The organism is Caulobacter sp. GW821-FHT10E02, from assembly GCF_059415225.1.
This window is the reverse complement of record NZ_JBWKMV010000002.1, coordinates 26459-48980: the sequence shown is the minus strand read 5'-3', so window position 1 is coordinate 48980 and position 22522 is coordinate 26459. Positions and strand designations below refer to the sequence as shown.

The 22522-nt window shown below is 69.2% G+C and carries 23 protein-coding genes and 1 tRNA gene; 13 read left to right on the top strand and 11 right to left on the bottom strand.

Annotation, left to right across the window (positions count from 1 at the left end):
* Window positions 1–28: 28 nt before the first annotated feature.
* Window positions 29–1465 carry a LytR/AlgR family response regulator transcription factor gene (locus tag AC07NI_RS09885; RefSeq protein ID WP_494618460.1) on the bottom strand — a complete coding sequence of 479 codons (1437 nt, stop codon included), beginning with the start codon at window positions 1463–1465 and terminating at the stop codon, window positions 29–31.
* Window positions 1466–1576: 111 nt separating this feature from the next.
* On the opposite strand from AC07NI_RS09885, the gene AC07NI_RS09880 reads away from it, so the two are divergent.
* Window positions 1577–3034 carry an alpha/beta hydrolase gene (locus tag AC07NI_RS09880; protein ID WP_494618458.1) on the top strand — a complete coding sequence of 486 codons (1458 nt, stop codon included), beginning with the start codon at window positions 1577–1579 and terminating at the stop codon, window positions 3032–3034.
* A gap of 30 nt (window positions 3035–3064) precedes the next feature.
* On the opposite strand, the gene AC07NI_RS09875 is transcribed toward AC07NI_RS09880, so the two are convergent.
* From AC07NI_RS09875 to AC07NI_RS09860, 4 genes are all read right to left on the bottom strand, one after another.
* A complete protein-coding gene (locus tag AC07NI_RS09875; protein ID WP_494618456.1) occupies window positions 3065–3739 on the bottom strand; it encodes a hypothetical protein in 675 nt (224 codons plus the stop codon).
* Window positions 3736–5622 carry a polysaccharide biosynthesis protein gene (locus AC07NI_RS09870; protein ID WP_494618454.1) on the bottom strand — a complete coding sequence of 629 codons (1887 nt, stop codon included), beginning with the start codon at window positions 5620–5622 and terminating at the stop codon, window positions 3736–3738. Before AC07NI_RS09870 ends, AC07NI_RS09875 begins: the two co-directional genes overlap by 4 nt.
* 80 nt (window positions 5623–5702) lie before the next feature.
* Window positions 5703–6914 carry a molybdopterin molybdotransferase MoeA gene (locus AC07NI_RS09865; protein ID WP_494618453.1) on the bottom strand — a complete coding sequence of 404 codons (1212 nt, stop codon included), beginning with the start codon at window positions 6912–6914 and terminating at the stop codon, window positions 5703–5705.
* A gap of 151 nt (window positions 6915–7065) precedes the next feature.
* Window positions 7066–7893, bottom strand: coding sequence for a ferredoxin--NADP reductase (locus tag AC07NI_RS09860; protein ID WP_494618451.1), 828 nt, complete (start codon window positions 7891–7893; stop codon window positions 7066–7068).
* A 453-nt stretch (window positions 7894–8346) separates the two neighbouring features.
* On the opposite strand from AC07NI_RS09860, the gene AC07NI_RS09855 reads away from it, so the two are divergent.
* From AC07NI_RS09855 to nusG, 4 genes are all read left to right on the top strand, one after another.
* The gene (locus AC07NI_RS09855; RefSeq protein WP_494618450.1) at window positions 8347–8766 is read left to right on the top strand and encodes a hypothetical protein; all 420 of its coding nucleotides are present in this window, start codon (window positions 8347–8349) and stop codon (window positions 8764–8766) included.
* A 474-nt stretch (window positions 8767–9240) separates the two neighbouring features.
* A tRNA-Trp gene (locus tag AC07NI_RS09850) sits at window positions 9241–9316 on the top strand.
* A 61-nt stretch (window positions 9317–9377) separates the two neighbouring features.
* Window positions 9378–9698 (top strand): preprotein translocase subunit SecE, encoded by a 321-nt coding sequence (gene secE, locus AC07NI_RS09845; RefSeq protein WP_494618449.1) that lies wholly within the window; start codon window positions 9378–9380, stop codon window positions 9696–9698.
* Window positions 9699–9708: 10 nt separating this feature from the next.
* Complete coding sequence (gene nusG / locus AC07NI_RS09840; RefSeq protein ID WP_099581184.1) at window positions 9709–10266, top strand: transcription termination/antitermination protein NusG; 558 nt, start codon at window positions 9709–9711, stop codon at window positions 10264–10266.
* Window positions 10267–10343: 77 nt separating this feature from the next.
* Here nusG and AC07NI_RS09835 read toward each other — a convergent pair whose 3' ends face one another.
* On the bottom strand, window positions 10344–11171 hold the full coding sequence (locus AC07NI_RS09835) for a class I SAM-dependent methyltransferase (protein ID WP_494618446.1): 828 nt from the start codon (window positions 11169–11171) through the stop codon (window positions 10344–10346).
* Between the two features lie 140 nt (window positions 11172–11311).
* Here AC07NI_RS09835 and AC07NI_RS09830 point away from each other — a divergent pair, with 140 nt between their 5' ends.
* Together AC07NI_RS09830 and AC07NI_RS09825 are read left to right on the top strand one after the other, a co-directional pair.
* Window positions 11312–12196 carry an AraC family transcriptional regulator gene (locus AC07NI_RS09830; protein WP_494618444.1) on the top strand — a complete coding sequence of 295 codons (885 nt, stop codon included), beginning with the start codon at window positions 11312–11314 and terminating at the stop codon, window positions 12194–12196.
* Window positions 12197–12276: 80 nt separating this feature from the next.
* Window positions 12277–12996 (top strand): DUF6683 family protein, encoded by a 720-nt coding sequence (locus AC07NI_RS09825; RefSeq protein ID WP_494618442.1) that lies wholly within the window; start codon window positions 12277–12279, stop codon window positions 12994–12996.
* Here AC07NI_RS09825 and fabA read toward each other — a convergent pair.
* The 3 genes from fabA to AC07NI_RS09810 form a co-directional block, all read right to left on the bottom strand.
* Window positions 12993–13523: a bifunctional 3-hydroxydecanoyl-ACP dehydratase/trans-2-decenoyl-ACP isomerase gene (fabA, locus tag AC07NI_RS09820; RefSeq protein ID WP_494618440.1), complete on the bottom strand. Its 531-nt coding sequence runs from the start codon at window positions 13521–13523 to the stop codon at window positions 12993–12995. The two genes, AC07NI_RS09825 and fabA, sit on opposite strands and share 4 nt — an antisense overlap.
* Window positions 13524–13629: 106 nt before the next feature.
* Window positions 13630–15453: a DUF885 domain-containing protein gene (locus AC07NI_RS09815; RefSeq protein ID WP_494618438.1), complete on the bottom strand. Its 1824-nt coding sequence runs from the start codon at window positions 15451–15453 to the stop codon at window positions 13630–13632.
* A 40-nt stretch (window positions 15454–15493) separates the two neighbouring features.
* A complete protein-coding gene (locus tag AC07NI_RS09810) occupies window positions 15494–16165 on the bottom strand; it encodes a TetR/AcrR family transcriptional regulator (RefSeq protein ID WP_494618436.1) in 672 nt (223 codons plus the stop codon).
* 78 nt (window positions 16166–16243) lie between these two features.
* Between AC07NI_RS09810 and AC07NI_RS09805 the strand changes: the two genes are divergently transcribed.
* Window positions 16244–17359 carry an FAD-dependent oxidoreductase gene (locus AC07NI_RS09805; RefSeq protein ID WP_494618432.1) on the top strand — a complete coding sequence of 372 codons (1116 nt, stop codon included), beginning with the start codon at window positions 16244–16246 and terminating at the stop codon, window positions 17357–17359.
* On the opposite strand, the gene AC07NI_RS09800 is transcribed toward AC07NI_RS09805, so the two are convergent.
* Window positions 17356–17814, bottom strand: a complete 459-nt coding sequence (locus AC07NI_RS09800) for a winged helix-turn-helix transcriptional regulator (protein ID WP_494618427.1) — start codon at window positions 17812–17814, stop codon at window positions 17356–17358. The two genes, AC07NI_RS09805 and AC07NI_RS09800, sit on opposite strands and share 4 nt — an antisense overlap.
* Before the next feature lie 71 nt (window positions 17815–17885).
* On the opposite strand from AC07NI_RS09800, the gene AC07NI_RS09795 reads away from it, so the two are divergent.
* Together AC07NI_RS09795 and AC07NI_RS09790 are read left to right on the top strand one after the other, a co-directional pair.
* Window positions 17886–18614 carry an SDR family oxidoreductase gene (locus AC07NI_RS09795; RefSeq protein WP_494618425.1) on the top strand — a complete coding sequence of 243 codons (729 nt, stop codon included), beginning with the start codon at window positions 17886–17888 and terminating at the stop codon, window positions 18612–18614.
* On the top strand, window positions 18596–19216 hold the full coding sequence (locus tag AC07NI_RS09790) for a 2-hydroxychromene-2-carboxylate isomerase (RefSeq protein WP_494618423.1): 621 nt from the start codon (window positions 18596–18598) through the stop codon (window positions 19214–19216). The genes AC07NI_RS09795 and AC07NI_RS09790 overlap by 19 nt, the downstream gene beginning before the upstream one ends.
* On the opposite strand, the gene spt is transcribed toward AC07NI_RS09790, so the two are convergent.
* Window positions 19213–20430 (bottom strand): serine palmitoyltransferase, encoded by a 1218-nt coding sequence (gene spt, locus AC07NI_RS09785; RefSeq protein ID WP_494618421.1) that lies wholly within the window; start codon window positions 20428–20430, stop codon window positions 19213–19215. The two genes, AC07NI_RS09790 and spt, sit on opposite strands and share 4 nt — an antisense overlap.
* A 119-nt stretch (window positions 20431–20549) precedes the next feature.
* Here spt and AC07NI_RS09780 point away from each other — a divergent pair, with 119 nt between their 5' ends.
* The 3 genes from AC07NI_RS09780 to rplA all read left to right on the top strand — a co-directional run bounded on the left by AC07NI_RS09780 (window position 20550) and on the right by rplA (window position 22460).
* Window positions 20550–21191, top strand: coding sequence for a TetR/AcrR family transcriptional regulator (locus tag AC07NI_RS09780; protein WP_494618418.1), 642 nt, complete (start codon window positions 20550–20552; stop codon window positions 21189–21191).
* 146 nt (window positions 21192–21337) lie between these two features.
* The gene (gene rplK, locus AC07NI_RS09775) at window positions 21338–21769 is read left to right on the top strand and encodes a 50S ribosomal protein L11 (protein WP_058346464.1); all 432 of its coding nucleotides are present in this window, start codon (window positions 21338–21340) and stop codon (window positions 21767–21769) included.
* A gap of 4 nt (window positions 21770–21773) precedes the next feature.
* A complete protein-coding gene (gene rplA / locus AC07NI_RS09770; RefSeq protein WP_494618414.1) occupies window positions 21774–22460 on the top strand; it encodes a 50S ribosomal protein L1 in 687 nt (228 codons plus the stop codon).
* Window positions 22461–22522: the final 62 nt, after the last annotated feature.

Below are 22522 nucleotides of genomic sequence, written 5' to 3'. Positions count from 1 at the left end.
GATACCGAAGTCGATCGTCCGTCGTCGGCTAGATCGTCGCAGTCGCCGCCGCGGGCGGCGCGTCCAGGGCCTCTCGCAGGGCGGGCTGGCGCGAGCGGCTGACGGGCAGGGGCGCGCCTTCTCGCAGGTGCAGACGCCAGCGGTCGCCGTCGCGCTCCAGCCGCTGGACCTGGGCCAGGTTGGCGATCACCGAGCGGTGGACGCGCAGGAAGCTCGGGGGCAGCTGGCTGGCCAGTCCGTCCAGGCGCGCGGCGTGCAGCAGGCTGCGGCCGCCGGCCAAGCGCAGCTCGACATAGTCGTCGGCCCCGACCACGGCCAGGATCTCGGCGATCGGGACCAGCTCGACGCCGCGCGCCGAGGCCACCGTCAGGCGGTCGGGCTGGCTGGCGGCGCGGGTCAGGGCGGCCTCGCGGCCCCGGTCGTCGCGACCCAGCCGCACCACCTCGACCATCAGCAGCGGCAGCACCAGCATGGCGGCGAGCAGGAAGTAGGAGAAGTCGGCCAGCCACTCGGGGAAGCCCAGCGCCAGGGCCAGGAACAGCGCCAGATAGGCCAGGGTCAGCCGCGCGCCGGGCAGACGCGCCCGCACCCCGGCCGCCGCCGGCAGGGCGGCCAGCCCAACCCCCAGGATCAGCGCCCAGACCGTCTTGATGTCGAAGCCGGGCAGCAGGACCGTGGCGCCGACCACGCCCAGGGCCAGGCCGATCATCAGGCCGCGCGCCCGGGGCAGGAACCGACTGGTGACATAGGTGACCAGGAGGATCGCGAAGGCGGCCGCCAGCACCCAGATGGCGCTCATCCGCCAGGCGTGCAACGGATAGGGATAGTCGAACAGCGTCCGCAGGCTCTCGACGATGGCCTGAAGGGCCGCGACCCCGGCCATGGCGGCCAGGATCAGGCTGGAGCCGGTGCGGCGCATGGCGTGGATGACGCCGAAGCCGAACGCCGCCGCCAGCAGGGTCCCGGCCGCCACGAAGGTCCCGGCCAGCAGGGCGGTGCGCTGCGGATAGGGATAGGGCAGGATCAGCATGGCGCTCATCGGGGCGTCGAACCGCAGGCCGCCGTGGAAGGACGACAGGCGCAGCACCACGGTGTTCGCGCCGGGACGCCAAAGCGTCTCGCGGATCGGGAAGACGGCCTGGTAGCGACCCGGCGCCTCGTCGCGCGCCGTGGGGCCAGGGCGGCCGTTGACGCCCAGGCGCTGGCCGTTGATCCAGGCCTCGGACGAGGCGACGCCGGCCACATAGAGCGCGCGCGGCCGGGTGTCGGTCGGGGCGGCGAGGGGCGCGCGGATCCACAGCTCTCGGCCCTGGGGATCGACGAACCCCGCGACCGGCCGGCAGTCGGTCAGCACGGGACCGGCCGGACCGATCGCGCCGTGGCAGGCCTCCCACGACAGGTCGGCGGCGCGGGCCAGGGTCGAGAGGCATGTCAGGAGCAGGCTGAGAAGCAGGGTTCGCCACATGGCGCCACTGTAGGGCGCCGCTGGCCGAACCGCGCCGCCATTCACCGATCAAACGGCGCCATTGACCGAAGCGGCGTGGCGGGCGGCCATCGGGACAGCTCAGCTGTCGCCATGACCCACACCTCGTTTCATCGCCGCGCCCTGCTCGCCGCCGCCGGCCTCGCCCTCCCGACCCTGGCCTTCGCCCAGGCCCTCAAGCCGGTACCGGCCCCGCCGCAGGCCGGCCCGTTCCGTTTCAAGGGCTGGCGTGGCCAGGAGGTCGATGCCGAGCGCGGCTTCTTCGAGGTCCCCGAGGATCGCCGCATCCCCGGCGCGCGGAAGATCCGGCTGGGCTATGTCCGGTTCCCCTCGACGGCGGCCAATCCAGGTCCGCCGATCGTCTATTTGGCCGGTGGTCCGGGCGGCGAGGGGACCGGGGCGGCGACCGGGCCGCGCTTCCCGATCTTCATGGCCCTGCGTGCCGTGGCCGACGTCATCGCCTTCGACCAGCGGGGCACGGGCCTGTCCACCTCGATCCCGGAGCGGCCGGCCTCGAAGCGTCCGCCGCCGGTGTTCACCGAGGCGGGGCTGACCTCCTACTTCCGCACGGAATTCCAGGAGGCCTGGGTCGACTGGACCAGGGCCGGCGTGGCCATGACCGGCTACAACACCGAACAGAACGCCGACGATATCGACGACCTGCGCCGCCACCTGGGCGCGGAGAAGATCAGTCTCTGGGGCACCAGCTACGGCTCGCACCTGGCGCTCAGCGTGCTCAAGCGGCACGGCGACAGGGTCAGCCGCGTGGCCCTGTCCAGCCTGGAGGGGCAGGACCAGACGGTGAAGCGGCCGGCGCGGGTCGATGACCTGCTGCGCCAGGTGGACGCCTTGATGGGCGCCGATCCGGCGGCCCGCGCGGCGATCCCCGACCTGCCGGCCCTGATGCGCCGCGTCCATGCCCGGCTGGAGGCGCAGCCGGCCGTGACCAAGGTCAAGGTGAACGGCGCGCCGGGCGAGATCCGCATGGGTGGCTTCGGCGTCCAGATGCTGGCGGGCGGGCTGATCGCCAATCCCAATACGCTGGCCATGCTGCCGGGCCTCTATCTGGCGCTGGACGCCGGCGAGACCGAGGTGCTGGCCCCGTTCCTGGGCGACGTGGCCGACCTGCTGAGCTTCCGCGGCATGCCCGAGGCCATGGACCTGGCGTCCGGGATCTCGCCGCGCAAGCTGGCCGTGGTGCGGCGCGAGGCCAGGACCGCCGTGGTGGGCTCGGCGCTGAACTTCCCGATGCCGCAGCTGCTGGGCGCGATCCCGGGCGTCGATCTGGGCGAGGCCTTCCGGGCGTCGTTCCGCATCCCTCAGCCCGCCTTGCTGGTCGCCGGGACGCTGGACGGCCGCACGCCGATGGCCGAGCAGGACGAGGTGGCGGCCCAGTTCCAGCGCAAGTCGCGGGTGATCGTCGAGAACGCCGGCCACAACGTCTTCGAGGCCCATCCCGAGGTGCAGCCGCTGCTGGTGCGGTTCTTCAAGGGCGAAGCCGTGGCCGATACGCGCCTGACCCTGCCGCCGCCGAAGTTCAAGCTGGGGTGAGCGTTGCCCGCGTGCTCCAGCCGCGGCTGGTCAGCCCGCCCAGACCTGGAAACCAAAGCGGCTGTCTTCCGCCTGGGCCAAGGCCAGCATCTCCATCACCCGGCGTCGGGTTTCAGCGATGAGGTCGGCGCGGGCCAGCAATTCATCCTCTGGATCGAGGCCATAGAGGCTGAGGTCGGGGCGGGCGTACTGGAATACGCCTTGCAGTTCGTAGGTCTCGACGAAGGTGACGGCGCTGTCGCGTTCGCTGGCATAGTCGACCAGTTCCGCCAGTTCGCGGCTGTTGATCAATCGCGAGCCACGGGCCGTGTCGGCTTCGGCATGGACCGTCGCCAAGTCGAAGGGCAGGCGCGCGTAGTGCAACAGGCCTTCGACCGCATCTCCTGCGGTTCCCTCGTGCAAGGCGGGGGAGTCGGCCGGAAACTGGAACCGCCTCACTTGGACGACGCCGGCGTTGGGCCAGTCGATCTGATCGTCGGTGAGCGCCAGGTGGAGGCCGGCATCGTCGCCGAAGCCGACCGCCGAGGGCGCCGCGAGCTGGACCACCATGGGCGCCTGGCTCTCGACCCCCAGGACCGAGACCACGCGAGCCTCGACGTCGGTCGATCGAGGAAACCATGGCGGCGCGCCGTCAATCCAGCGCAACACCACGGGGTCTCGCACCGACACGCACCGCCAGTCCATGCCGGCGTCGTCCGGCGTCACGACGCCCGGATCTTCACCACCTTGGACGGACCCACCTGGCGCAGGTCCTCGACCAGGTCGAACAGGGCGGCGCGGACGGCGGTCTCGTCGCCGTCCTCGGCCATGGCGTCCAGGGCCTCCAGGCGCTCGGGCTCGATGACCGGGGCGTCGGCCAGGCGCAGGGCTTCCATGATGCCGGGGGCCTTGGGGCGGGCGACCTCGTTCACGTCGACCAGGGTCTCGGTCAGCTTCTCGCCGGGACGCAGGCCGGTGATCTGGATCTCGATGTCCTTGCCGGGCGTCAGGCCCTGCAGCTCGATCATCCGGCGGGCCAGGTCGATGATCTTGACCGGCTCGCCCATCTCCAGGGTCAGGACGCCGGCGTCGGGCTCCGAAGCGATGCGCGACAGGGCCACGGCGCGCAGCACCAGCTGCACGGCCTCGGGGATGGTCATGAAGTAGCGCTCGACCGCGGCGTCGGTCAGGGTGATCGGGCCGCCGCGGGCGATCTGGCTCTGGAAGATCGGCACGACCGAACCGGCCGAGCCCAGCACATTGCCGAAGCGGACGATGCTGACGCGCATGTCGCCGCCGCCGCCGTATTGGCGGGCCACGGCCTCGGCCACGCGCTTGGCCGCGCCCATCACGCTGGTCGGAGCCACGGCCTTGTCGGTCGAGATCAAGGCCAGGTGCGCCGCGCCGCAGGCCTTGGCGGCGATGGCGACGTTGCGGGTGCCCAGCACATTGGTGCGCACGCCCTCGCAGGGGTGGTTCTCGACCAGGGTGACGTGCTTGAGGGCGGCGGCGTGGAAGATGATGTCGGGACGCTGCTCGGCGAAGACGCGCTGGACCCGGGCGGCGTCGCGGACGTCGCACAGGAGCTCGCGGCGCGGCATGCTGGGCCAGGTCTGGGCCATCTCGCGGTCGATGTGGAACAGGTTGTATTCCGAGGCGTCGACCATGGTCAGGTGGGCGCAGCCGCTGGCGGCGATCTGGCGGCACAGCTCCGAGCCGATGCTGCCGCCGGCCCCGGTGACCAGCACGCGGCGGCCCGAGACCAGGGCGCGGACGGGCTCGGGGTCGAGGCGCACGGGCGGACGGCTGAGCAGCTCCTCGATGCTGATCTCGCGCAGCGAGGCGGCGGCCGTGGTGTCGGCGCCCATCTCGACCACGCCGTGGCGGCGCAGCAGACGCACGCCCTCGGTCTTCAGCCGGCCCAGGCGCTCGGCGCCGAAGGTGCTCATGGCGCTGTCGGTCAGGAACAGGATGGCGGACGGCGACAGGCCGCTGTCGCGCAGGCGGGCCAGGACGCTGTCGAAGTCGGCGATCGAGCCCAGCACGCAGACGCCGCGCAGCTCGTCGCCCATCTCGCGGTCGTGCGGCGAGACCACGCCGATCGGAGCGTAGCGTTCGCCCAGGCCTGCGGGTGCGCGCAGGAAGGCCTCGGCCTCGTTGGCCGAGCCGATGATCAGCAGGCGGGGCAGGGCGGGCTGCATCGAGGCCGGGCCCAGGCGCAGGACCGAATCGAACAGCTGGCGCTCGTGAAGGCTGCGGCGGATGACGCGCAGGGCCGACAGGAAGGTGGCCTGGATCAGGGCCGCGCCGGCGACCATGCGCAGGCCGCCGTCGATGCCCGGATGGACGAAGCGGGTGATGGCCAGGAAGGTCGCCGCCGTCAGCACGGCCGAGCGGAACAGGCGCAGGTGGTCGCTGGCGGAGACGAAGCGCCACGGCGCGCGCTCGACGCGGAACAGCAGCTCGACGATCAGCGCGCCCAGGCCGTAATAGCCGGCCTGCACCAGCGTATCGAGCGTGAAGGGCATGTCGATGACGAGGTAGCGGCCCACCAGCAGGGCCAGGACGGCCAGCAGGACGTGGGTCGCGATCTTGCCTGCATGCCCCATGAAAGAACCTCTTGGCCTGATCGGGTCCGCACCCGGGAAACGGGTCGGGCTTAGCACGCTAAATTGCCGCCGTCGCGGTTTCAGCCGCGACGCAGGGGCAGAACTTCGACGACGTCGTTCGTCGAGGCGGCGGGCGCACCCGCCCGTCGTCGTAGCAGAGCATCCGCCCGGGCGAAGACGCCGACCAGCGAGGAATCCTGATCGGGGAATGCGCGGGCGACCGTTCGCCCCTCGGGATCGATCGACAGGGCCGCGCGCATCCAGTGCTCGCGCGGGCCGGTGGCGGGCAGGGACTCGGCCAGACGGGCGGGGACGAGGCGAACCTCGGCGTCGTTGCCCGTCAGCGCCGCCAGCAGCGGACGCAGGAACAGCTCGGCGCAGACCAGGGCCGAGGCGGGGTTGCCGGGCAGGCCCAGCACGCGGCGGCCATCCGCGAGGCGTCCGGACCAGGTGGGCTTGCCGGGGCGCAGGGCCACGGTCTCGAGGGAAAGTTCCAAGCCCAAGGTCTTCAGCGCCGGCTTGACCAGGTCGTGGTCGCCGACCGAGGCGCCGCCGATGGTGACGATCAGGTCGGCCTCGACGGGCTCCACGGCCGCTGTGATGGCGGCCGCGTCGTCGGCTGCCGCGGTCAGGCGGACGGCCTCGCCGCCCCAGGCCTGGACCAGGGCGACCAGGCTGAACGAGCCGCTTTCGAAGATCTGGTCCGGGCGGGGGCTGGCGCCGGGCGGGACCAGTTCGTCGCCGGTGGCCAGGATCGCCACGCGCGGGCGGCGGGCGACGGCGACTTGCGCCAGGCCCGCCGAGGCGACCAGGCTGAGGCGCCAGGGATCAATGACGACGCCGGGCTCCAGCAGGACGTCGCCGGCTTGGAAGTCGCCGCCGGCCGCGCGGGTGTTGGATTTGGGGGTCTCGCCGGCCTCGAAGCGGACCGTGTCGCCGTCGCGGACGGCCTCTTCCTGGATGACGACCAGGTCGGCGCCGGCCGGGACGGGGGCGCCAGTGAAGATGCGGACCGCCTGGTCGGCCTCGACCGTGTCGGGATAGGCCTTGCCGGCCGCGCTCTCGCCGGCGATCGCGAAGGCCTTGCCGGGGGCGTAGTCCGCGCGGCGGATCGCCCAGCCATCCATCGCCGAGGCGTCGAACGGCGGCTGCGGACGGGACGCGGCGACGGTCTGGGCCAGGACACGGCCAAGGCTGGCTTCGAGCGAGACGGTTTCGACGCCGAGGCGGGCGGCGGCGTCGAGGATGCGAGCGCGGGCGTCTTCGACGGTGAGGTTCTTGAGGTTGGTCACGCACAGCCCCGACTAGCTTCCAGAACCCAATATACCGCTCATCCCCGCGAAAGCGGGGAACCAAGCTGAATCACAAGGTTGGGCTGGGCATTGATCATCGTCCAAGACCGCTTGGGTCCCCGCTTTCGCGGGGATGAGCGGTTTTTATGGACTACCCCACGAACGCCCGCTCGATCACGAAGTCGCCCGGATCGGCGTTCGAGCCTTCCTTCAGTCCGTGGGCTTCCAGCAGCGCCGCCGTGTCCTTGATCATGGCCATCGAGCCGCAGAGCATGGCGCGGTCGTGCTCGGGATCGAACTTGGTCTGCTCCAGGCCCAGATCGCTGAACAGCTTGCCGCTCTCGATCAGGTCGGTGAAGCGGCCCTGGCGCTCGAACGGCTCGCGGGTCACGGTCGGGTAGTAGGTCAGCTGGGCCTTGGCCTCGTCGCCGACCAGCGGGTCGTCATGGATCTCGGACGTGAACAGGTCGCGATAGGCCAGTTCCTGCACCTCGCGCACGCCGTGGGCGACGATCACGCGCTCGAAGCGGCTATAGGCGTCGGGGTCGCGGGCCACCGACAGCCACGGCGCCAAGCCCGTGCCGGTGCCGAACAGGAACAGGCGCTTGCCCGGGCGGACGGCGTCCAGCACCAGGGTGCCGGTCGGCTTCTTGCCCAGCAGGATGTCGTCGCCCGGCTGGATCAGCTGCAGGCGCGAGGTCAGAGGGCCGTCCGGCACCTTGATCGAGAAGAACTCCAGCTCCTCGGCGAAGTGCGGCGAGGCCACCGAATAGGCGCGCAGGATCGGCTTCTTCTCGCCCAGCTCCTCGCGGGCGGGCAGGCCGATCATCACGAACTCGCCCGAGCGGAAGCGCAAGCTAGCCGGCCGGGTGATGCCGAAGCTGAACAGGCGGTCGGTCCAGTGTTTGACCCACAGCACCTTTTCAACGTGGAACGGGGCTTCCTTCACGGGGGCTGCGGCAGTGGCGGTGGCCGTCATCTGAGCTCTGAAATCCTTGGAATAAACGGGTGTCGCCACGGCCCTGAGGCGACGCCTGTCTCATGTGTGCAAGCCCGTCTTGATGTCAACGCCGGTTGTCTAAAGCCGTCTTCGGAAAAACTTCGCCGCCGCGTGGGGCGCGCGGGCCGCTGTGTCGGCGAGTCGAAAGATCAGACCCAGTATTCGCCCAAGGGCAGAAAGCGGCGTCTCGGTTTGCAAACAAATGTTCAGATGAGAAGAGATGTCATCTGTCAGCGGCATCAGTTTGCGCCGAGCGGGATTCAGTTTCGCGAACCCATGCGCGGCTCGTCCGGTTAAGGACAATCTTTTTCCCAAACCGTCAAAACGCCGAACCGCTTTTTCGAAAGCGTCAAAAATATGATTGCCGGTATTCGAAACGAGGCGCAGACTTCCTTTTGCTTCGTTCGCGGAGCCAACGATACGGAGGAACGTATGCGGGTAAGGTTCATAGAGGCCGCCGCGGCGGCCGGTCTGTTAGCGTTTGGTTTGGCTGGTTGCAGTGACGGCGGCGCGAAGACGAAACTCGCGCAAGCCAATCAAGTTGTTCTGGAAGCGACCCCTGTCACGGTGTCGGGCTGCGTGCGGCCCGTCGAGAAGACCAACTGTCTGGTCGTGAAGGGACGTGGCGGCGGCTACTACGACATCAGCAGCGCCAGCCCGGCGCCGGACCTGTCGAAGGGCGTCGCGGTGTCGCTGCGCGGCAGCGACATGGGCAAGAACACCCAGTGCGGCCGTGAGCTGACGAACGTGAGGTTCACCTATCTGGGCATCCAGTGCGGTCCGACCGCCACGCCGGCCAGCGACACCTCGGCTGACAAGAGCGAGAAGACCAAGCAGGCCAAGGCCGGCTAGGTCACGCCGAAAGCCCCTGGCCCGTCTGGGGGCTGGACGCTCAGCTCTCGCCGGAGCCCGGATCGGTCCGGGTTTTCGGCGAGCGGACGCTGTCGGCCGCGCCGTGAGGCTCGGTCGCCGGGCGCGGGGGCTCGCCTTCGCGCGATGAGGACTTCTGGTTCTCGTTCTCGACCTCCCGATTCGACGGGCGGTCGGACGACGGGGATGGATTGCTGATCGTGGGCATGGCGAAACAACGCGTGCGCGGGGTCTTCGATCCTTCCGGGAAGTCCTCGGGAGTCCCGCAGACCGGGACAAAAACCCCTGTCGGGCGCGCGAAGCCGCTCAATCCTTTGCGCGCCGCTTGCTCGCCGTTCGCGACCCTGCTAAATGGCGCGGCTCTGGCGACAGAACACGGCGCGCCGAGGCTCAAAAGCCTCCCGGCGCGCTGTCTGTCTCCGGATGTCCGTCGGCCCGAAAGGGCGGTCGGTCTGCAGGAGTGTAGCTCAGCTGGTAGAGCGTCGGTCTCCAAAACCGAAAGTCGTGGGTTCGAGTCCCCCCACTCCTGCCACTATATGTGTTCGACGGGTCGCTTTCAGGCCCGGCTATGAAAGTTCGTGAGCCTCTAACGCATGGCCAGGAAACCGGGATCGAACCCGTCCGCGATCAAGAACCGCGCCGCTAAGACGGCCGCGGCGATGGCGCCCGCCGGGGCTGGCGCGGCTGTCGCCGCCGCCCCTGTCGCACCCAAGAAGCGCACCAGCCCGGTGCAGTTCTTCCGTGAAGTGCGCGCTGAAACCCGCAAGATCACGTGGACCAGCCGCAAGGAAACCTGGATCACCTCCGTGATGGTCTTCATCATGGTGGTTCTGGCGTCGTTGTTCTTCCTGGCCGTCGATGGTGGCCTCGGCTTCGTCATCACCCAGCTTCTGAAGCTGGCGACCGCGGGATAAGATAGAGACGATGAGCACCGAAACCGCGTCCAACCCGAACCACAAGTGGTACATCGTCCACGCCTACTCGAACTTCGAGAAGAAGGTGGCCGAGAGCATCCGCGAGCAGGCCAAGAACCAGGGCCTGGAAGAGAATTTCTCGGAAATCCTCGTGCCGACCGAAGAGGTCGTCGAGATCCGTCGTGGCCGTAAGGTCAACGCCGAGCGCAAGTTCTTCCCGGGCTACGTCCTGGTGAAGATGAACCTCTCGGACGAAGCCTACCACCTGATCAAGAACACCCCGAAGGTCACGGGCTTCCTGGGCAGCGGCTCCAAGCCGATGCCGGTCTCCGAAAAGGAAGTCCAGCGCATCGTCGGCGCGATCGAGGAAGGCGTCGAGAAGCCCAAGACCGTCGTCCTGTACGAAGTCGGCGAGAACGTCCGCGTCATCGACGGCCCGTTCGCCAGCTTCAACGGCTCGGTGGAGCAGGTCGACGAGGAAAAGGCCCGCCTGCGGGTCACCGTCTCGATCTTCGGCCGCGCGACCCCGGTCGAGCTGGAATACGCCCAGGTCGAGAAGATCTCGTAAGGCGGTCTTCCACCGAAGCTTTCAAGGCCCCGCGTCGGCAACGGCGCGGGGCCTTTGCTTTTTGGGCTCAGGGCTTTTCAGGCCTCGTCCTTCCGGCGCGGTTCGCTCTTCCAGTAGTCGAGGAAGCCTTCCTTGAAGAGGAAGGGCGTGTCCGGCCGCAGGGCGTTCAGGCGCTCGATCCCCAAGGCCACGACGGCCGGATCGCCCCGGAACCACACCCACAGGCTGGCGGCGACGTTGTAGATCGAGCAGCTGTAGCCCCAGTCGCGGAAGAGCCGGTCCATGGCCGCGTTCGAGAAGAACGCGCTGTGCGGCGGCTGCAGGTAGAACCAGGTCGGATCGCTGGGCACGTGCTCGGCCACCAGGGTGTGGATCGCCAGGGCCCCGCGCGGCGCGACCAGGGCCTCGATCCGGTCCCACTGTTCGCGCCGGGTCAGGTGCTCGAACACCGAGGTGGTGATGACCATGTCGAAGGCGCCGTCCGTCAGATCGGCGGCCGTCAGATAGTCCGCGTCCTGGCCCATATATTCGTCGTGCTTGAGCAGGTTCAGGCCGTGCTCGGCCTTCAGCTGGGCCGACAGGCTGCCGTCGCCGCAACCGAAGTCGAGCCAGCGGCCCTCGGCCTGGAGCAGGCCCGCTCGCGCCAGGTCCGCCAGGGCCTGCGCCTGGGCGGCCAGGCGGGTCTTCCAGCGGGGATCCAGCGCGTTCGCCTCCTGGCCCTGATAGGTCGAGTGGCACAGCTCGTTCATCCGGGCGAAGGCCTCGGGCGACAGCTCGGCGTGGGTGCGCGACAGCACGAAGCCGCAGTCGACGCAGCGCCAGTAGTCCGCCCGCCCCAGGCCGAACGCGTCGAAGGTCTTGGAAAAGTCGTGAACGGCCTCTCCGGAGCAGATTTCGCAGCGCATGGCCGATCCCTTCGAAGAGTCGGTGGAACTATACCACAACGTCGGGGTGAGGGGGCTTGGAGGCCGGGTCCGCCGAACCGCAAGATCGGTCGAGCGCGCCCTGTCTGTCAGCGCCTAAGTGGGGCCGCCACGGAGGAACGATGAAGGCGGCGCTTGAAACCTATAACGCCCGGATGCAGCGGGTGCTGGACCATATCGACCAGCATCTGGACGGCGATCTGGACCTGGAGGCGCTCGCCGGCGTGGCGGCCTTCTCCAAGTTCCATTTCCACCGCCAGTTCATGGCCACCTTCGAGGTGTCCGTGCACCGCTACGTCCAGCTGGCCCGGCTGAAGCGCGCGTCGCATCGGCTGGCCGCGAACGACGCCCAGAGCATCACCCAGATCGCGATGGAGGCCGGCTATGACGCGCCGGACGCCTTCGCGCGGGCCTTTCGCAAGCGATTCAAGCAGTCGCCGTCATCGTTCCGCAGATCGCCCGACTGGGCGCCGTGGCTTGCGGCCTTCGGGCCGTTGAACACCGCCAGGAGCAAGCTGATGCAGATCATCTACGAACCCGCCGACGTCACGATCCTTGAGGCGCCGCCGACCCCGGTGGCGATCCTGGAGCATCGCGGCGACCGAGCGACCCTTCCCGCCTCGATCGAGCGCTTCATCGCCTGGCGCAAGGCCGCCGGCCTGTCGCCGCAGACCAGCGCGACCTTCAACATCTTCCGCTCAGAGCGGACGCCGCAGGACCCCGCCGCCTACGCCATGGACATCTGTGTCGGCACCGACCAGCCGATCGCCCCCGACGACCCGGACATGAAGGCCGGCGTGATCCCCGGCGGCCGCTGCGCCGTGCTGCGCGTCGCCCACAACACCCACAATCTTGAGGCTCCGGCGCTCTATCTCTATCGCGATTGGCTGCCGGCCAGCGGCGAGGAGGCCCGCGACTTCCCGCTCTATTGCCGGCGGCATCTCTCGTTCTTCCCGAATGCCGAGGTGCACGACGTGACGGTCGAGCTGTTCCTGCCGCTGAAGTAGGCCGACGGTCGTCGAGCTGCCACACTTGCGGTTGTAGCTTGGCGCCGGCCCGACTGGGCGGATTCGGAGTGGAGGGAACCTTGGCGCGTATCCGGCAGGCCGTTCTGGCGATCGCCTTCTTCGTCTGCGGCTCGCCCGCCTTGGCGCAGGACGGCTTCGTCAACGTCTACGAGATCCCGTCCAACGTCTCGATCAACGTCATCAGCAACCAGCTGATGCACGAGCGGCTGAACAAGACGATCCATCACTGGGACCAGTATGAGGCTGAGCAGAAGGCCAAGAAGGCCGCCGCCGCCGGGGCCGCGCCGCGCGCTCAGGTCACCGGGCAGGGCGTCTCGCAGCTGGCCGCCGGGTTGCCCAAGGACCAGACCGCCGTCGGTCAGGCCGCCTATCGGCAAGCCTTCGCCTACCACGAGCAGGTCATCCGCAAGTTCGGCCTGCCGTCGGGCGACCTGGGCGTGGGCTTGGCCAGCGCCGTCGCCGGCGCCTGGATGGCCTATAACAACAAGCCCTTCCCGGATCAGTACTACGTGCCGCTGGTCGAGCAGATGCGCCAGCGCGTCGGCGACTTGCAGTCGCTGTCGGCGGCCGATCGCACGGTCACCTACGAGAGCCTGGCGGTGCTGGGCATGCTGCTGGCCAGCAGCCAGATCACCTGGCAGCGCAACCCCCGCGCGCCGGGCGCCGACGCCCTGAAAGCCCAGATGCGCAGCCAGGGCGGCGAGACCCTGACTCGCATGCTGGAGACGCCGCCCGACCGCGTCGGCATCGGCGCGGCGGGCGTCTATCCGCTGCGCTAGTCGCGCGACGCGATCATCCCGACCTTGAGGTCGTTGGCCGTGTAGACGCACTCGCCGTCGACGAACATGCGGCCGTTGGCCAGGCCCAGGGCCAGCTTGCCCCGGCGGACCTGGCGCAGGCTGATCTCGTAGCGGACCAGCTTGGCCTTGGGCGTGACGTCGCCCCGGAACTTGACCTCGCCGACGCCCAGGGCGCGGCCCTTGCCGGGCGAGCCCGACCAGCCCAGCCAGTAGCCGATCACCTGCCACATGGCGTCCAGCCCCAGGCACCCCGGCATGACCGGATCGCCGATGAAGTGGCAGTCGAAGAACCAGAGGTCGGGGGTGATATCCAGCTCGGCGACCACGTGGCCCTTGCCGAACTCGCCGCCGTCCAGGCTGATCTCGACGATGCGGTCCATCATCAGCATCGGCGGCGCGGGCAGCTGGGCGTTGCCGGGTCCGAAATAGCCGCCCAGGCCCGACTTCAGCAGGTCGGCCTTGGTGTAGTGGTCCTGGGGCGTGTGGAAGTCGCGCGGATCGGCCAAGTCTCTCTCCCGTCCCGGGTCCGCGCGGGCGGGATGAATCGCCGCCGCATCCGCCCGAGTTCACTCAAGCTGTGGGTGCGGCGGCGGGATCGTCAAGATTGAGCGGTCAGGCGGTGAAAGTCATGGTGCTCAGCACCTGCTCCAGCACCACCAGCGGCATGGCCCCGCGCAGCAGCACGTCGTGGAAGGCCTTGGGGTCGAACTTGGCGCCCGCCTTGGCCCGGGCGACGTCGCGCAGGCGCTCCCACTCGGTGTGGCCGATCTTGTAGCTGCACGCCTGGCCCGGCCAGATGCAGTAGCGGTCGATCTCACGCTGCACCCGCGAGCGCGGCATGCCGGTGTTGTCGACCATGTAGTCGGTGGCCTGGGCGCGGCTCCAGCGCTTGTGGTGCATGCCGGTGTCGACCACCAGGCGCACGGCGCGGAACTGCAGCGACTGCAGGAAGCCGATCTCGCCCAGCGGGTCGTCCTTGTAGGCGCCCATCTCGGCGGCCAGCTGCTCGGAATAGAGCGCCCAGCCCTCGCTATAGGCGGCGAAGCCCATGCCGGCCCGACGCAGCATCGGGATCTCCTGCGAGCCCAGCGCGATCGAGCCCTGCCAGACGTGGCCGGGCAGGGCCTCGTGATAGGTCAGGGTCGGCAGGCTGAACTTCGGCCACTCGGTGGTGTCCTTGAGGTTGATGTAGAAGCGGCCCGGGCGCGAGCCGTCCAGCGACGGCGGCTGGGCGTAGCCGTTCGGGGCGCCGTCCTCGATCTCGGGCGGCACGCGGACGATCTCGACCGGCGCGGCGGGCAGGGTGCGGAACTGGGTCGGCAGCTGGGCGCGGATGGCCTTGGTCTGGGCGTTGAGGTCGGCCAGCAGCGTGGCGCGGCCGGCGTCGGTGTTGGCGTAGAGCTGGTCGGGACGGGCCGACAGGGCGGTCAGGCGCGCGGCGACCGTGCCGGTGGTCAGGCCCTGCTTCTTCAGCAGCACGTCGATCTGGGCGGTCAGGCTGGCCACCTGCTCCAGGCCCAGCTTGTGGACCTCCTCGGGCGTGCGACGGGTGGTGGTCTGGAAGGCCAGGGCCCCGGCGTAGAACGCCTCACCCATCGGCAGCTTCCAGGCCCCGGCGTCGCCGGTGGCCTTGGGGCGCAGGGCTTCCAGCGCGGCGATCTGGCGATCGAGGGCCGGCTGGACCCTGCCGCCGACGATGGCGCTGGCGCGGGCCGACCAGTCGCCGGCGAGGCCGGCCTTGGCGGCGCGGGTGACCAGCGATTGGACGATGCTGGTCTGCTCAGGGCTCGGCGCGCGCTGGCGCTTCAGCTGGGCCAGGCCCGCGTCGAGGGCGAAGTCTGGGGCCAGCACGCCGGCGGCGGCGTCCAGCTTGAACGACGCGGTGTTGTCGTCGAGGACCTTGGCGTAGGCCTCCAGGCGCGACAGGTAGGCTTCGGCGTCCTCCTTGGTCTTCACCGGGTGGCGCGAGTCCATGAAGTCCGGCACCGACTGGTAGGGACCGGTCAGCTGGCTCAGCACATAGGGCGAATAGGGCGCGTAGCCGAAGCCCGCCGCGCCCTCGCCGTAGGTGAATTTTTCACCGCCCTCGACGCTGCGCTTGTATGTGTAGGTGGTGACCTCGTGGTCGACCTTGGAGGCCTGCGACAGCTGGGCCGGATCGATCTTGGCCAGGGCCGCGACGCGGTCCTTGCGCTGGGCGACCCAGGCGGTGCGGGCGGCGCGCGAGGCGTCGTTCAACTGGGCGCGCTGGCCGGCGCGGGCCCCGACGTCCAGGCCCCGGCTGGTGGCGGTTTCGGGCGAGGCGTCGAGGTCGGCTTCCCAGAACTGGTCCAGCAGCGCCTTGAGCTCGGCGTCTTTCGCGCCTGGAGCCGCGAACGCAGGCGAGACGGCGAGCGGCGTCAGCGCGACGCCCACGAGAAACTGACGACGATCCATGAGAACTCCCCCGCGCCCCCGGCGCTTGTTGGGAGATACGTTATCCGATCAGCGTCGCCGCGCCAGCCAGGATCAGATCGACGCCGGCCAGGAACTGGGCGCGGTCGTCGTGGTCGCGCAGCTGGGCCGCCATCCGGCGCACGAACGGATGCTGGTCGGGATCGAGCGCCGCCCACTGGTCGGCGATGCCGCCGAGAAAGGCCGAGCGGTCGGTGCGGCCGCTCTCGCGCGCCTGGCGGGCGTTGGCGGCGTTCTGGCCGGCGACGCCCAGGATATAGCTGACCAGGGCGGTGGCGGTGTCGAACTGCGCGGCCTCGGGCACGCCCAGCGCGTGCAGCCGGCTGCCGACGCCTTCCAGGATCTGCAGCGCCGCCGGCCGGGCCGGATCGCGGAAGAACTGACCGCCGACCCAGGGGTGGGCGTTGACGGCCTCGAACACGTTGAGCGCGATGGCGCGGATCGCGGCCTTCGGCTCGGCGTCGCTGGGGGTCTGGGCCATCACCTGGGTGACGATGTCGTCGGCCGCGGCGGCCAATAGGTCGTTCTTGTCGGCGACGTGCCAGTAGATCGCGCCGGCCCCGGTCGAGAGTTTCGCGGCGAGCGCGCGGAAGGTCAGGGCCGCCTCGCCGTCGGCGTCGAGGATCGCGATCGCGGCCTCGACGATCTTTGCCTTGGAGAGCGCATCGGCGCGGCGTTCGGTCCGGGGTGCCATGAGGGTGTTCTTGACATGTCTGGAACGATGTTCCAATAGGTGCGAAATGGAACGGCGTTCCAATGTGAAAGGTGTCCCATGGTGACGATCATCGGCGCGGGCCTGGGCGGTCTGGTCCTGGCGCGTGTCCTCTATGTCCACGGCATCGATGCGACGGTCTACGAGGCCGAGGCCTCGGCCGGCGCGCGGACCCAGGGCGGCATGCTCGACATCCACGAGACCGACGGTCAGCTGGCGATGAAGGCGGCGGGGCTGTTCGAGGCGTTCACGGCGCTGATCCACGCGGGCGGCGAGGCCTCGCGGGTGCTCGACAAGCATGGCGTGGTGCTGCTGGACCAGCCCGACGATGGCACGGGCGGCCGGCCCGAGGTCCCGCGCGGCGAGCTGCGGCGCATCCTGCTGGAGTCGCTGCCGGACGGGACGGTGCGGTGGGGCAAGAAGCTGGCCGGCGTGGTTTCGCTTGGCGAGGGCCGCCATCAGCTGACCTTCACCGACGGCGAGACCGTGACCACCGACCTGCTGGTCGGCGCGGACGGCGCCTGGTCGAAGGTCCGGCCGCTGCTGTCGGACGCGAAGCCGCAGTACATCGGCACGACCTTCGTCGAGGCGTGGCTGCACGACGTCGACAAGCGCTTCCCGGAGACCGCCCGGCTGGCCGGCGGCGGCGGACTGTTCGCCATGGCGCCGGGGCAGGGCATCTTCGCCCACCGCGAGCCCGGCGGGGTGCTGCACGCCTATGTCGCTCTGAACCGGCCGCTCGAATGGTTCGACGCGATCGACTTCAGCGAAGACGTGGCCGCCAAGGCCCGGATCGCCGCCGAGTTCGAAGGCTGGGCGCCAGAGCTGACCGCCCTCATCACCCAGACCGACGGCCCGCTGATCCCGCGCGCGCTGCACACCCTGCCCGACGATCACGGCTGGGCCCGCACGCCCGGCGTGACCCTGCTGGGCGACGCCGCCCACCTGGCCCCGCCCGCCGGCGAGGGCGCGAACATGGCCATGCTGGATGGAGCCGAGCTGGCCCTGGCGCTGGTGGCGCATCCGGGTGATGTCGAGGCGGCGCTGGCGGCCTATGAGGCGGCGATGTTCCCGCGCGTCCGCAAAGCGGCGGAGGACTCCCACGCGACCCTGGCGCTGTGCCTGGACGACAACGCCCCGCACAGCCTGGCCGCGTTCCTGGGCGGCGCGGCCTAGGGCTCCGGGAACCCCGGTCCCGCCCGCGCCTCGACCTGCCGGGCGGTCACCGCCTCCCCGCACTCGGAACACACCTGCACCGGGTGGAAATCGCACCCACAGCCCTTGTGCCGCCGCAGCACCGGCGGCCCCGCCCCATCCGCATAGTGGCTGTCGCCAAAGTGCGCGATGGCCATGACCACGGGGTGGAGATCGAGGCCCTTCTCGGTCAGCCGATACTCATGCCGCACCGGGTTGTCCTGATACGCCACCCGCCGCAGCACGCCCTCGTCGACCAGCACCCGCAGGCGGTCGGTGACGATCGTGCGCGAGACGCCCAGCCGGCGCTGGAAAACCTCGAACCGCCGCACGCCCAGGAAGCAGTCACGCAGGATCATCAGGGTCCAGCGGTCGCCGATCACCGCCAGGGCGCGCGAGACCGAGCAGGGCTGGTCGGAGAGCTCTTCCCACTTCATCGCGCCATTCTGCATTTGACTCAGTACAGATTCAATACGAACTTGAATGGAGAACAGCGGAGGAAGCGACAATGAGCAGCTCCAAGGGCGCCTGCCTGGTGGTGGGTGTCGGCGACGGAGTCGGGAGCGCGATCTCCAAGGCGTTCGCGGCTGAGGGCTACACGGTCTGTATGACCCGCCGCCCGCGCCATCTGGACCAGCTGGAGGCCCTGGCCGCCGAGATCGGCGGCGGCGCTCGCGCCTACGGCGTCGACGCCCGCCAGGAGGCCGAGATGATCGCGCTGGTCGACAAGATCGAAGCCGAGGTCGGGCCGCTGGAGATTGTGGTTTTCAACATCGGCGCGAACGTCCGCTTCGGCCTGACCGAGACCACGGCCCAGGTGTTCAGCAAGGTCTGGGAGATGGCCTGTTTCGCCGGCTTCCTCACCGCCCGCGAGGCGGCGCGGGTGATGGTCCCGCGCGGTCGCGGCACGATCCTGTTCACCGGCGCCAGCGCGTCCCTGCGCGGCAAGGACGGCTTTTCCGCCTTCGCCTCGGCCAAGGCCGGCCTTCGCGCCGTGGCCCAGAGCGCGGCGCGGGAGCTGGGACCCAAGGGAATCCACGTCGCGCACATCGTGGTCGATGGGGCGATCGATGGCGTCTTCACCCGCTCGATGCGCGACGACGTCCAGGGCCTGCTGGATCGCGACGAAATCCTCAAGCCCGCCGAGATCGCCGCGAACTATGTCTGGCTGCACGATCAGCCGCGCTCGGCCTGGACCCACGAGATCGACCTGCGCCCTTGGGGAGAAACCTGGTGAGCAAATCCGTCGACTTCATCTTCGACTTCGGCAGCCCCAACGCCTACCTGGCCTGGAAGGTGCTGCCGGCCATGGCCGCCCGCCATGGTGCGAGCGTGACCCTGCTGCCGTGCCTGCTGGGCGGCATCTTCAAGGCCACCGGCAACCAGGCGCCGGGCGTGGCCTTCAGCGGGGTGAAGGGCAAGCTGGACTACGAGATGCTGGAGATGCGCCGCTTCATCGAGGCGCACGGGTTGCAGGCCTTCCGGTTCAACCCGCACTTCCCGGTCAACACCCTGCTGCTGATGCGCGGCCAGATCGCCGCCCAGCGCGCGGGTGTCGGCGAGGCCTATCTCGACGCGATGCTGAAGGGCATGTGGGAAGAGGGCCGCAAGCTCGACGACCCAGAGGTGTTCGTGGCCACGGCCGATGCGGCCGGCCTCGACGGCGCGGCCCTGCTGGCGGCGACCGGCGACCCCGAGGTGAAGGCTCAGCTGATGGCCAACACCGACGCCGCCGTCGCGCGCGGCGTGTTCGGCATCCCGACCTTCTTCGTCGGGAGCGAGATGTTCTTCGGCAAGGAGCGGCTCGGCCAGGTCGAGGCCGAGCTGGCGAAGGCTTAGGCCTTCGCCATCAGGCGCTGCTTCTCCAGCACGCCGAACTCGTGGCCCAGGCGGATCAGGGCTTGCGCCAGGCCGTCCATCTGCGCCTCGCTGTGCGCGGCCGAGATGGCGCAGCGCAGCAGGCTCTCGCCCGACGGCGTGGCCGGCGGCAGGCCGATATTGACGTAGAAGCCGGCCTCCAGCAGCGCGCGCCACATGGCCATGGTGATCTCGTCCGACGGCAGGCACACCGCGACGATCGGGCTGGGCGTCGAGCCCAGCTCGAAGCCGGCGGCGTTGAGCGCGCTGTAGAGGCGGTTGACGTTGGCCCACAGCTTGGCGCGCAGGTGCGGACGCTCCTTCACGGCCTTCAGCGAGGCGCGCACCGAGGCGACGGTGGCCGGCGGCAGCGAGGCGGTGAACATGTAGGGGCGGCAAGCGATGCGCAGGATGTCGAACTGCTCGTGGTTGGACACGCAGTAGCCGCCGACGGCGCCCAGGCTCTTGGAGAAGGTGCCGACCACGAAGTCGACCTGGTCCAGCAGGCCTTCCTGCTCGGCCAGGCCGCAGCCGTTGTCGCCCAGCACGCCCATCGAGTGGGCCTCGTCCACCAGGATATAGGCGCCATGGCGCTTGGCGACCTCGACGATGGCCTTCAGCGGGGCCATGTCGCCCAGCATCGAATAGATACCCTCGACCACGACCAGCTTGTTGCCCGGCTCGCCGGCCAGGCGGCGCAGGCGCTTGTCCAGGTCGGCGGCGTCGTTGTGCTTGAAGCGGATGGCGCTGGCTTGGGTCTGCTTGCAGGCGTCGTAGATCGAGGCGTGGCTGTCGGCGTCCAGCAGCAGGAAGTCGCCGGCGCCCACCAGAGTCGAGATGATCCCGAGATTGGCCTGATAGCCGGTCGAGAACACCATCGAATGGCGCATGCCGTGCAGGTCGGCCAGTTCACGCTCCAGCGCGACGTGGTCCGAGAACGAGCCGTTGGCGATCCGCGAGCCGCAGGTGCCGGTGCCTTCGCGACGGACGGCTTCGACCGCGGCCTCGATGCTGGCCTCGTCGAAGGCCAGGCCCAGATAGTTGTGCGTCCCAACCGTCACGGTCTTGCGGCCGTTGATGATCGCCTCGCTGGCCGAGAGGAGCTGGTCCATCACCACGCCGGTCGGCATCTGGCCGGAAGCACGCGCGGCCTCGTAGCGGGCGGCCAGGGCGGAGTGCGAGTCGAAGAGTGCCAAGTGCTTGCTTTCTGAATCCGGCCCTTTGCGTCGGCCGCATGGTTCCGCTTGTTCGGAAAATGGAATACAGTCTAAAAATAGACGCATCAATGAAAATGGATTCAGCTCCAAACTCTGGCATGGCCCTGCGGGAACTGGGCAAGGCGCGCCGATACGCCGAGATCGTCGGCGCGGCCGCCGTTCTGTGGCGTGAGCACGAGTTCGACAAGGTCTCCCTGAGTCAAATCGCCGCAACCGCCCAGGTCTCGCCCCAGACCATCTACAACCTGATCGGCGGGCTGGACGCGATCGCCCTGGCGGTCATCAACGTGGCCATGAACCGGGTCGAGTCGCAGCTGAACCGTTCGGCGGCCAGGGGCGTGGCGTTCGCGCTGGAGGCCGCGCGGGTCTCGGCCCAGCACTATATCGACGACGCCCACCTCTATCGGCAGGTGCTGGTGCGGATCCCGCGGGTGCTGTTCGAAGGCACGCACCTGGGCCGCGACGTCGCCCAGATCGTCATCCAGGCGATGATCCAGGCCCAGGCCAGCGGCGAGATCGCCCCGCATATCGATCCCGACCGCCTGGGGCGGATGATCTACGCCAACTATCTGGGCGCGATCTATGACTGGGCGTGCGGCGACGCCAGCGACGCGGTGTTCCTGGAGACCAGCCAGGCGGCCGTCCTGGCCCCGGCGGCGGCCTGCGCCACCGACGCGGCGCGATCCGAGCTGACGTCGCAGTTCTACACGATGCTGCGCTGCTGCCCGAACGCGGCCTAGCAGGCTTTGACTCTCTAGCGCACGCCTGCTAAACGCCGCGCCTCGCTCCCGGACCCTGGTCCTGGGGCGTGCTTGTCGTTTTGGCGACAGGTCAAATCCGTGGGAGGGCCGCCAAGCCCGGACCACGGCTCACAAGTGAGGATATTATGGCTAAGAAGATCCTGGGCTACATCAAGCTCCAGGTGAAGGCTGGCTCGGCCACGCCTTCGCCCCCCATCGGCCCGGCTCTGGGTCAGCGCGGCGTCAACATCATGGGCTTCTGTAAGGAGTTCAACGCGCGCACCGAGAACGTCGAAAAGGGCACGCCCCTGCCGACCGTGATCACTGTCTACCAAGACAAGTCGTTCACCTTCATCACCAAGACGCCCCCGGCGACGCACTACCTGAAGCAGATCACCGGTCTGAAGTCGGGTGCGAAGCTGACCGGTCGTGAGACCGTCGGTGAAGTCACGCGCACGCAACTGCGCGAGATCGCCGAAAAGAAGATGAAGGACCTGAACGCCAACGACATCGAGGCCGCGGCCAAGATCATCGAAGGCTCCGCCAAGGCCATGGGCCTGAAGATCGTGGAGGCCTAATCACATGGCTAAGCAACCCAAGCGCATCCAAGCCTGGACCGGCGACCGCGAAGCGGCCCACACGGTCGAAGCCGCCATCGCCCTGGTCAAGGCCAACGCCAAGGCCAAGTTCGACGAGTCGATCGAAATCTCGGTCAACCTCGGCGTCGATCCGCGTCACGCCGACCAACAGGTCCGTGGCGTCGTGAACCTGCCGTCGGGCACCGGCCGTGACGTCCGCGTCGCCGTCTTCGCTAAGGACGCCAAGGCCGCTGAAGCGACCGCGGCGGGCGCCGAGCACGTCGGCGCCGAAGACCTGTACGAAAAGATCGCCGGCGGCTTCATGGACTTCGACCGCGTCATCGCGTCGCCGGACATGATGGCCCTGGTCGGTCGCCTCGGTAAGGTGCTGGGCCCGCGCGGCCTGATGCCGAACCCGAAGGTCGGCACCGTGACCCCGAACGTCGGTCAAGCCGTTAAGGACGCCAAGGGCGGCGCCGTCGAGTTCCGCGTCGAGAAGGCGGGCATCGTCCACGCCGGCATCGGCAAGGCCTCGTTCACCGACGAAGCCCTGGTCATCAACGTCAAGGCGCTCATCGACGCCCTGAACAAGGCCAAGCCGTCGGGCGCCAAGGGCATCTACGTGAAGCGTATCGGCCTGTCGTCGACGATGGGTCCGGGCTTCAAGGTGGACACCGCCTCGGTCGGCTAATCGCCTTCTGAAGCTTAAGTTACCTGGACGGGCGCTGGAGCAATCCAGCGCCCGTCTTGCGT

What these genes read in the sequence shown, in the direction of transcription:
- AC07NI_RS09885 (WP_494618460.1), bottom strand. Translation starts at nt 1,465, where the DNA reads ATGTGGCGAACCCTGCTTCTCAGCCTGCTCCTGACATGCCTCTCGACC.
- AC07NI_RS09880 (WP_494618458.1), top strand. Translation starts at nt 1,577, where the DNA reads ATGACCCACACCTCGTTTCATCGCCGCGCCCTGCTCGCCGCCGCCGGC.
- AC07NI_RS09870 (WP_494618454.1), bottom strand. Translation starts at nt 5,622, where the DNA reads ATGGGGCATGCAGGCAAGATCGCGACCCACGTCCTGCTGGCCGTCCTG.
- AC07NI_RS09860 (WP_494618451.1), bottom strand. Translation starts at nt 7,893, where the DNA reads ATGACGGCCACCGCCACTGCCGCAGCCCCCGTGAAGGAAGCCCCGTTC.
- AC07NI_RS09855 (WP_494618450.1), top strand. Translation starts at nt 8,347, where the DNA reads ATGCGGGTAAGGTTCATAGAGGCCGCCGCGGCGGCCGGTCTGTTAGCG.
- secE (WP_494618449.1), top strand. Translation starts at nt 9,378, where the DNA reads ATGGCCAGGAAACCGGGATCGAACCCGTCCGCGATCAAGAACCGCGCC.
- nusG (WP_099581184.1), top strand. Translation starts at nt 9,709, where the DNA reads ATGAGCACCGAAACCGCGTCCAACCCGAACCACAAGTGGTACATCGTC.
- AC07NI_RS09835 (WP_494618446.1), bottom strand. Translation starts at nt 11,171, where the DNA reads ATGCGCTGCGAAATCTGCTCCGGAGAGGCCGTTCACGACTTTTCCAAG.
- AC07NI_RS09830 (WP_494618444.1), top strand. Translation starts at nt 11,312, where the DNA reads ATGAAGGCGGCGCTTGAAACCTATAACGCCCGGATGCAGCGGGTGCTG.
- AC07NI_RS09815 (WP_494618438.1), bottom strand. Translation starts at nt 15,453, where the DNA reads ATGGATCGTCGTCAGTTTCTCGTGGGCGTCGCGCTGACGCCGCTCGCC.
- AC07NI_RS09810 (WP_494618436.1), bottom strand. Translation starts at nt 16,165, where the DNA reads ATGGCACCCCGGACCGAACGCCGCGCCGATGCGCTCTCCAAGGCAAAG.
- AC07NI_RS09805 (WP_494618432.1), top strand. Translation starts at nt 16,244, where the DNA reads ATGGTGACGATCATCGGCGCGGGCCTGGGCGGTCTGGTCCTGGCGCGT.
- AC07NI_RS09800 (WP_494618427.1), bottom strand. Translation starts at nt 17,814, where the DNA reads ATGAAGTGGGAAGAGCTCTCCGACCAGCCCTGCTCGGTCTCGCGCGCC.
- AC07NI_RS09795 (WP_494618425.1), top strand. Translation starts at nt 17,886, where the DNA reads ATGAGCAGCTCCAAGGGCGCCTGCCTGGTGGTGGGTGTCGGCGACGGA.
- AC07NI_RS09780 (WP_494618418.1), top strand. Translation starts at nt 20,550, where the DNA reads ATGGCCCTGCGGGAACTGGGCAAGGCGCGCCGATACGCCGAGATCGTC.
- rplK (WP_058346464.1), top strand. Translation starts at nt 21,338, where the DNA reads ATGGCTAAGAAGATCCTGGGCTACATCAAGCTCCAGGTGAAGGCTGGC.
- rplA (WP_494618414.1), top strand. Translation starts at nt 21,774, where the DNA reads ATGGCTAAGCAACCCAAGCGCATCCAAGCCTGGACCGGCGACCGCGAA.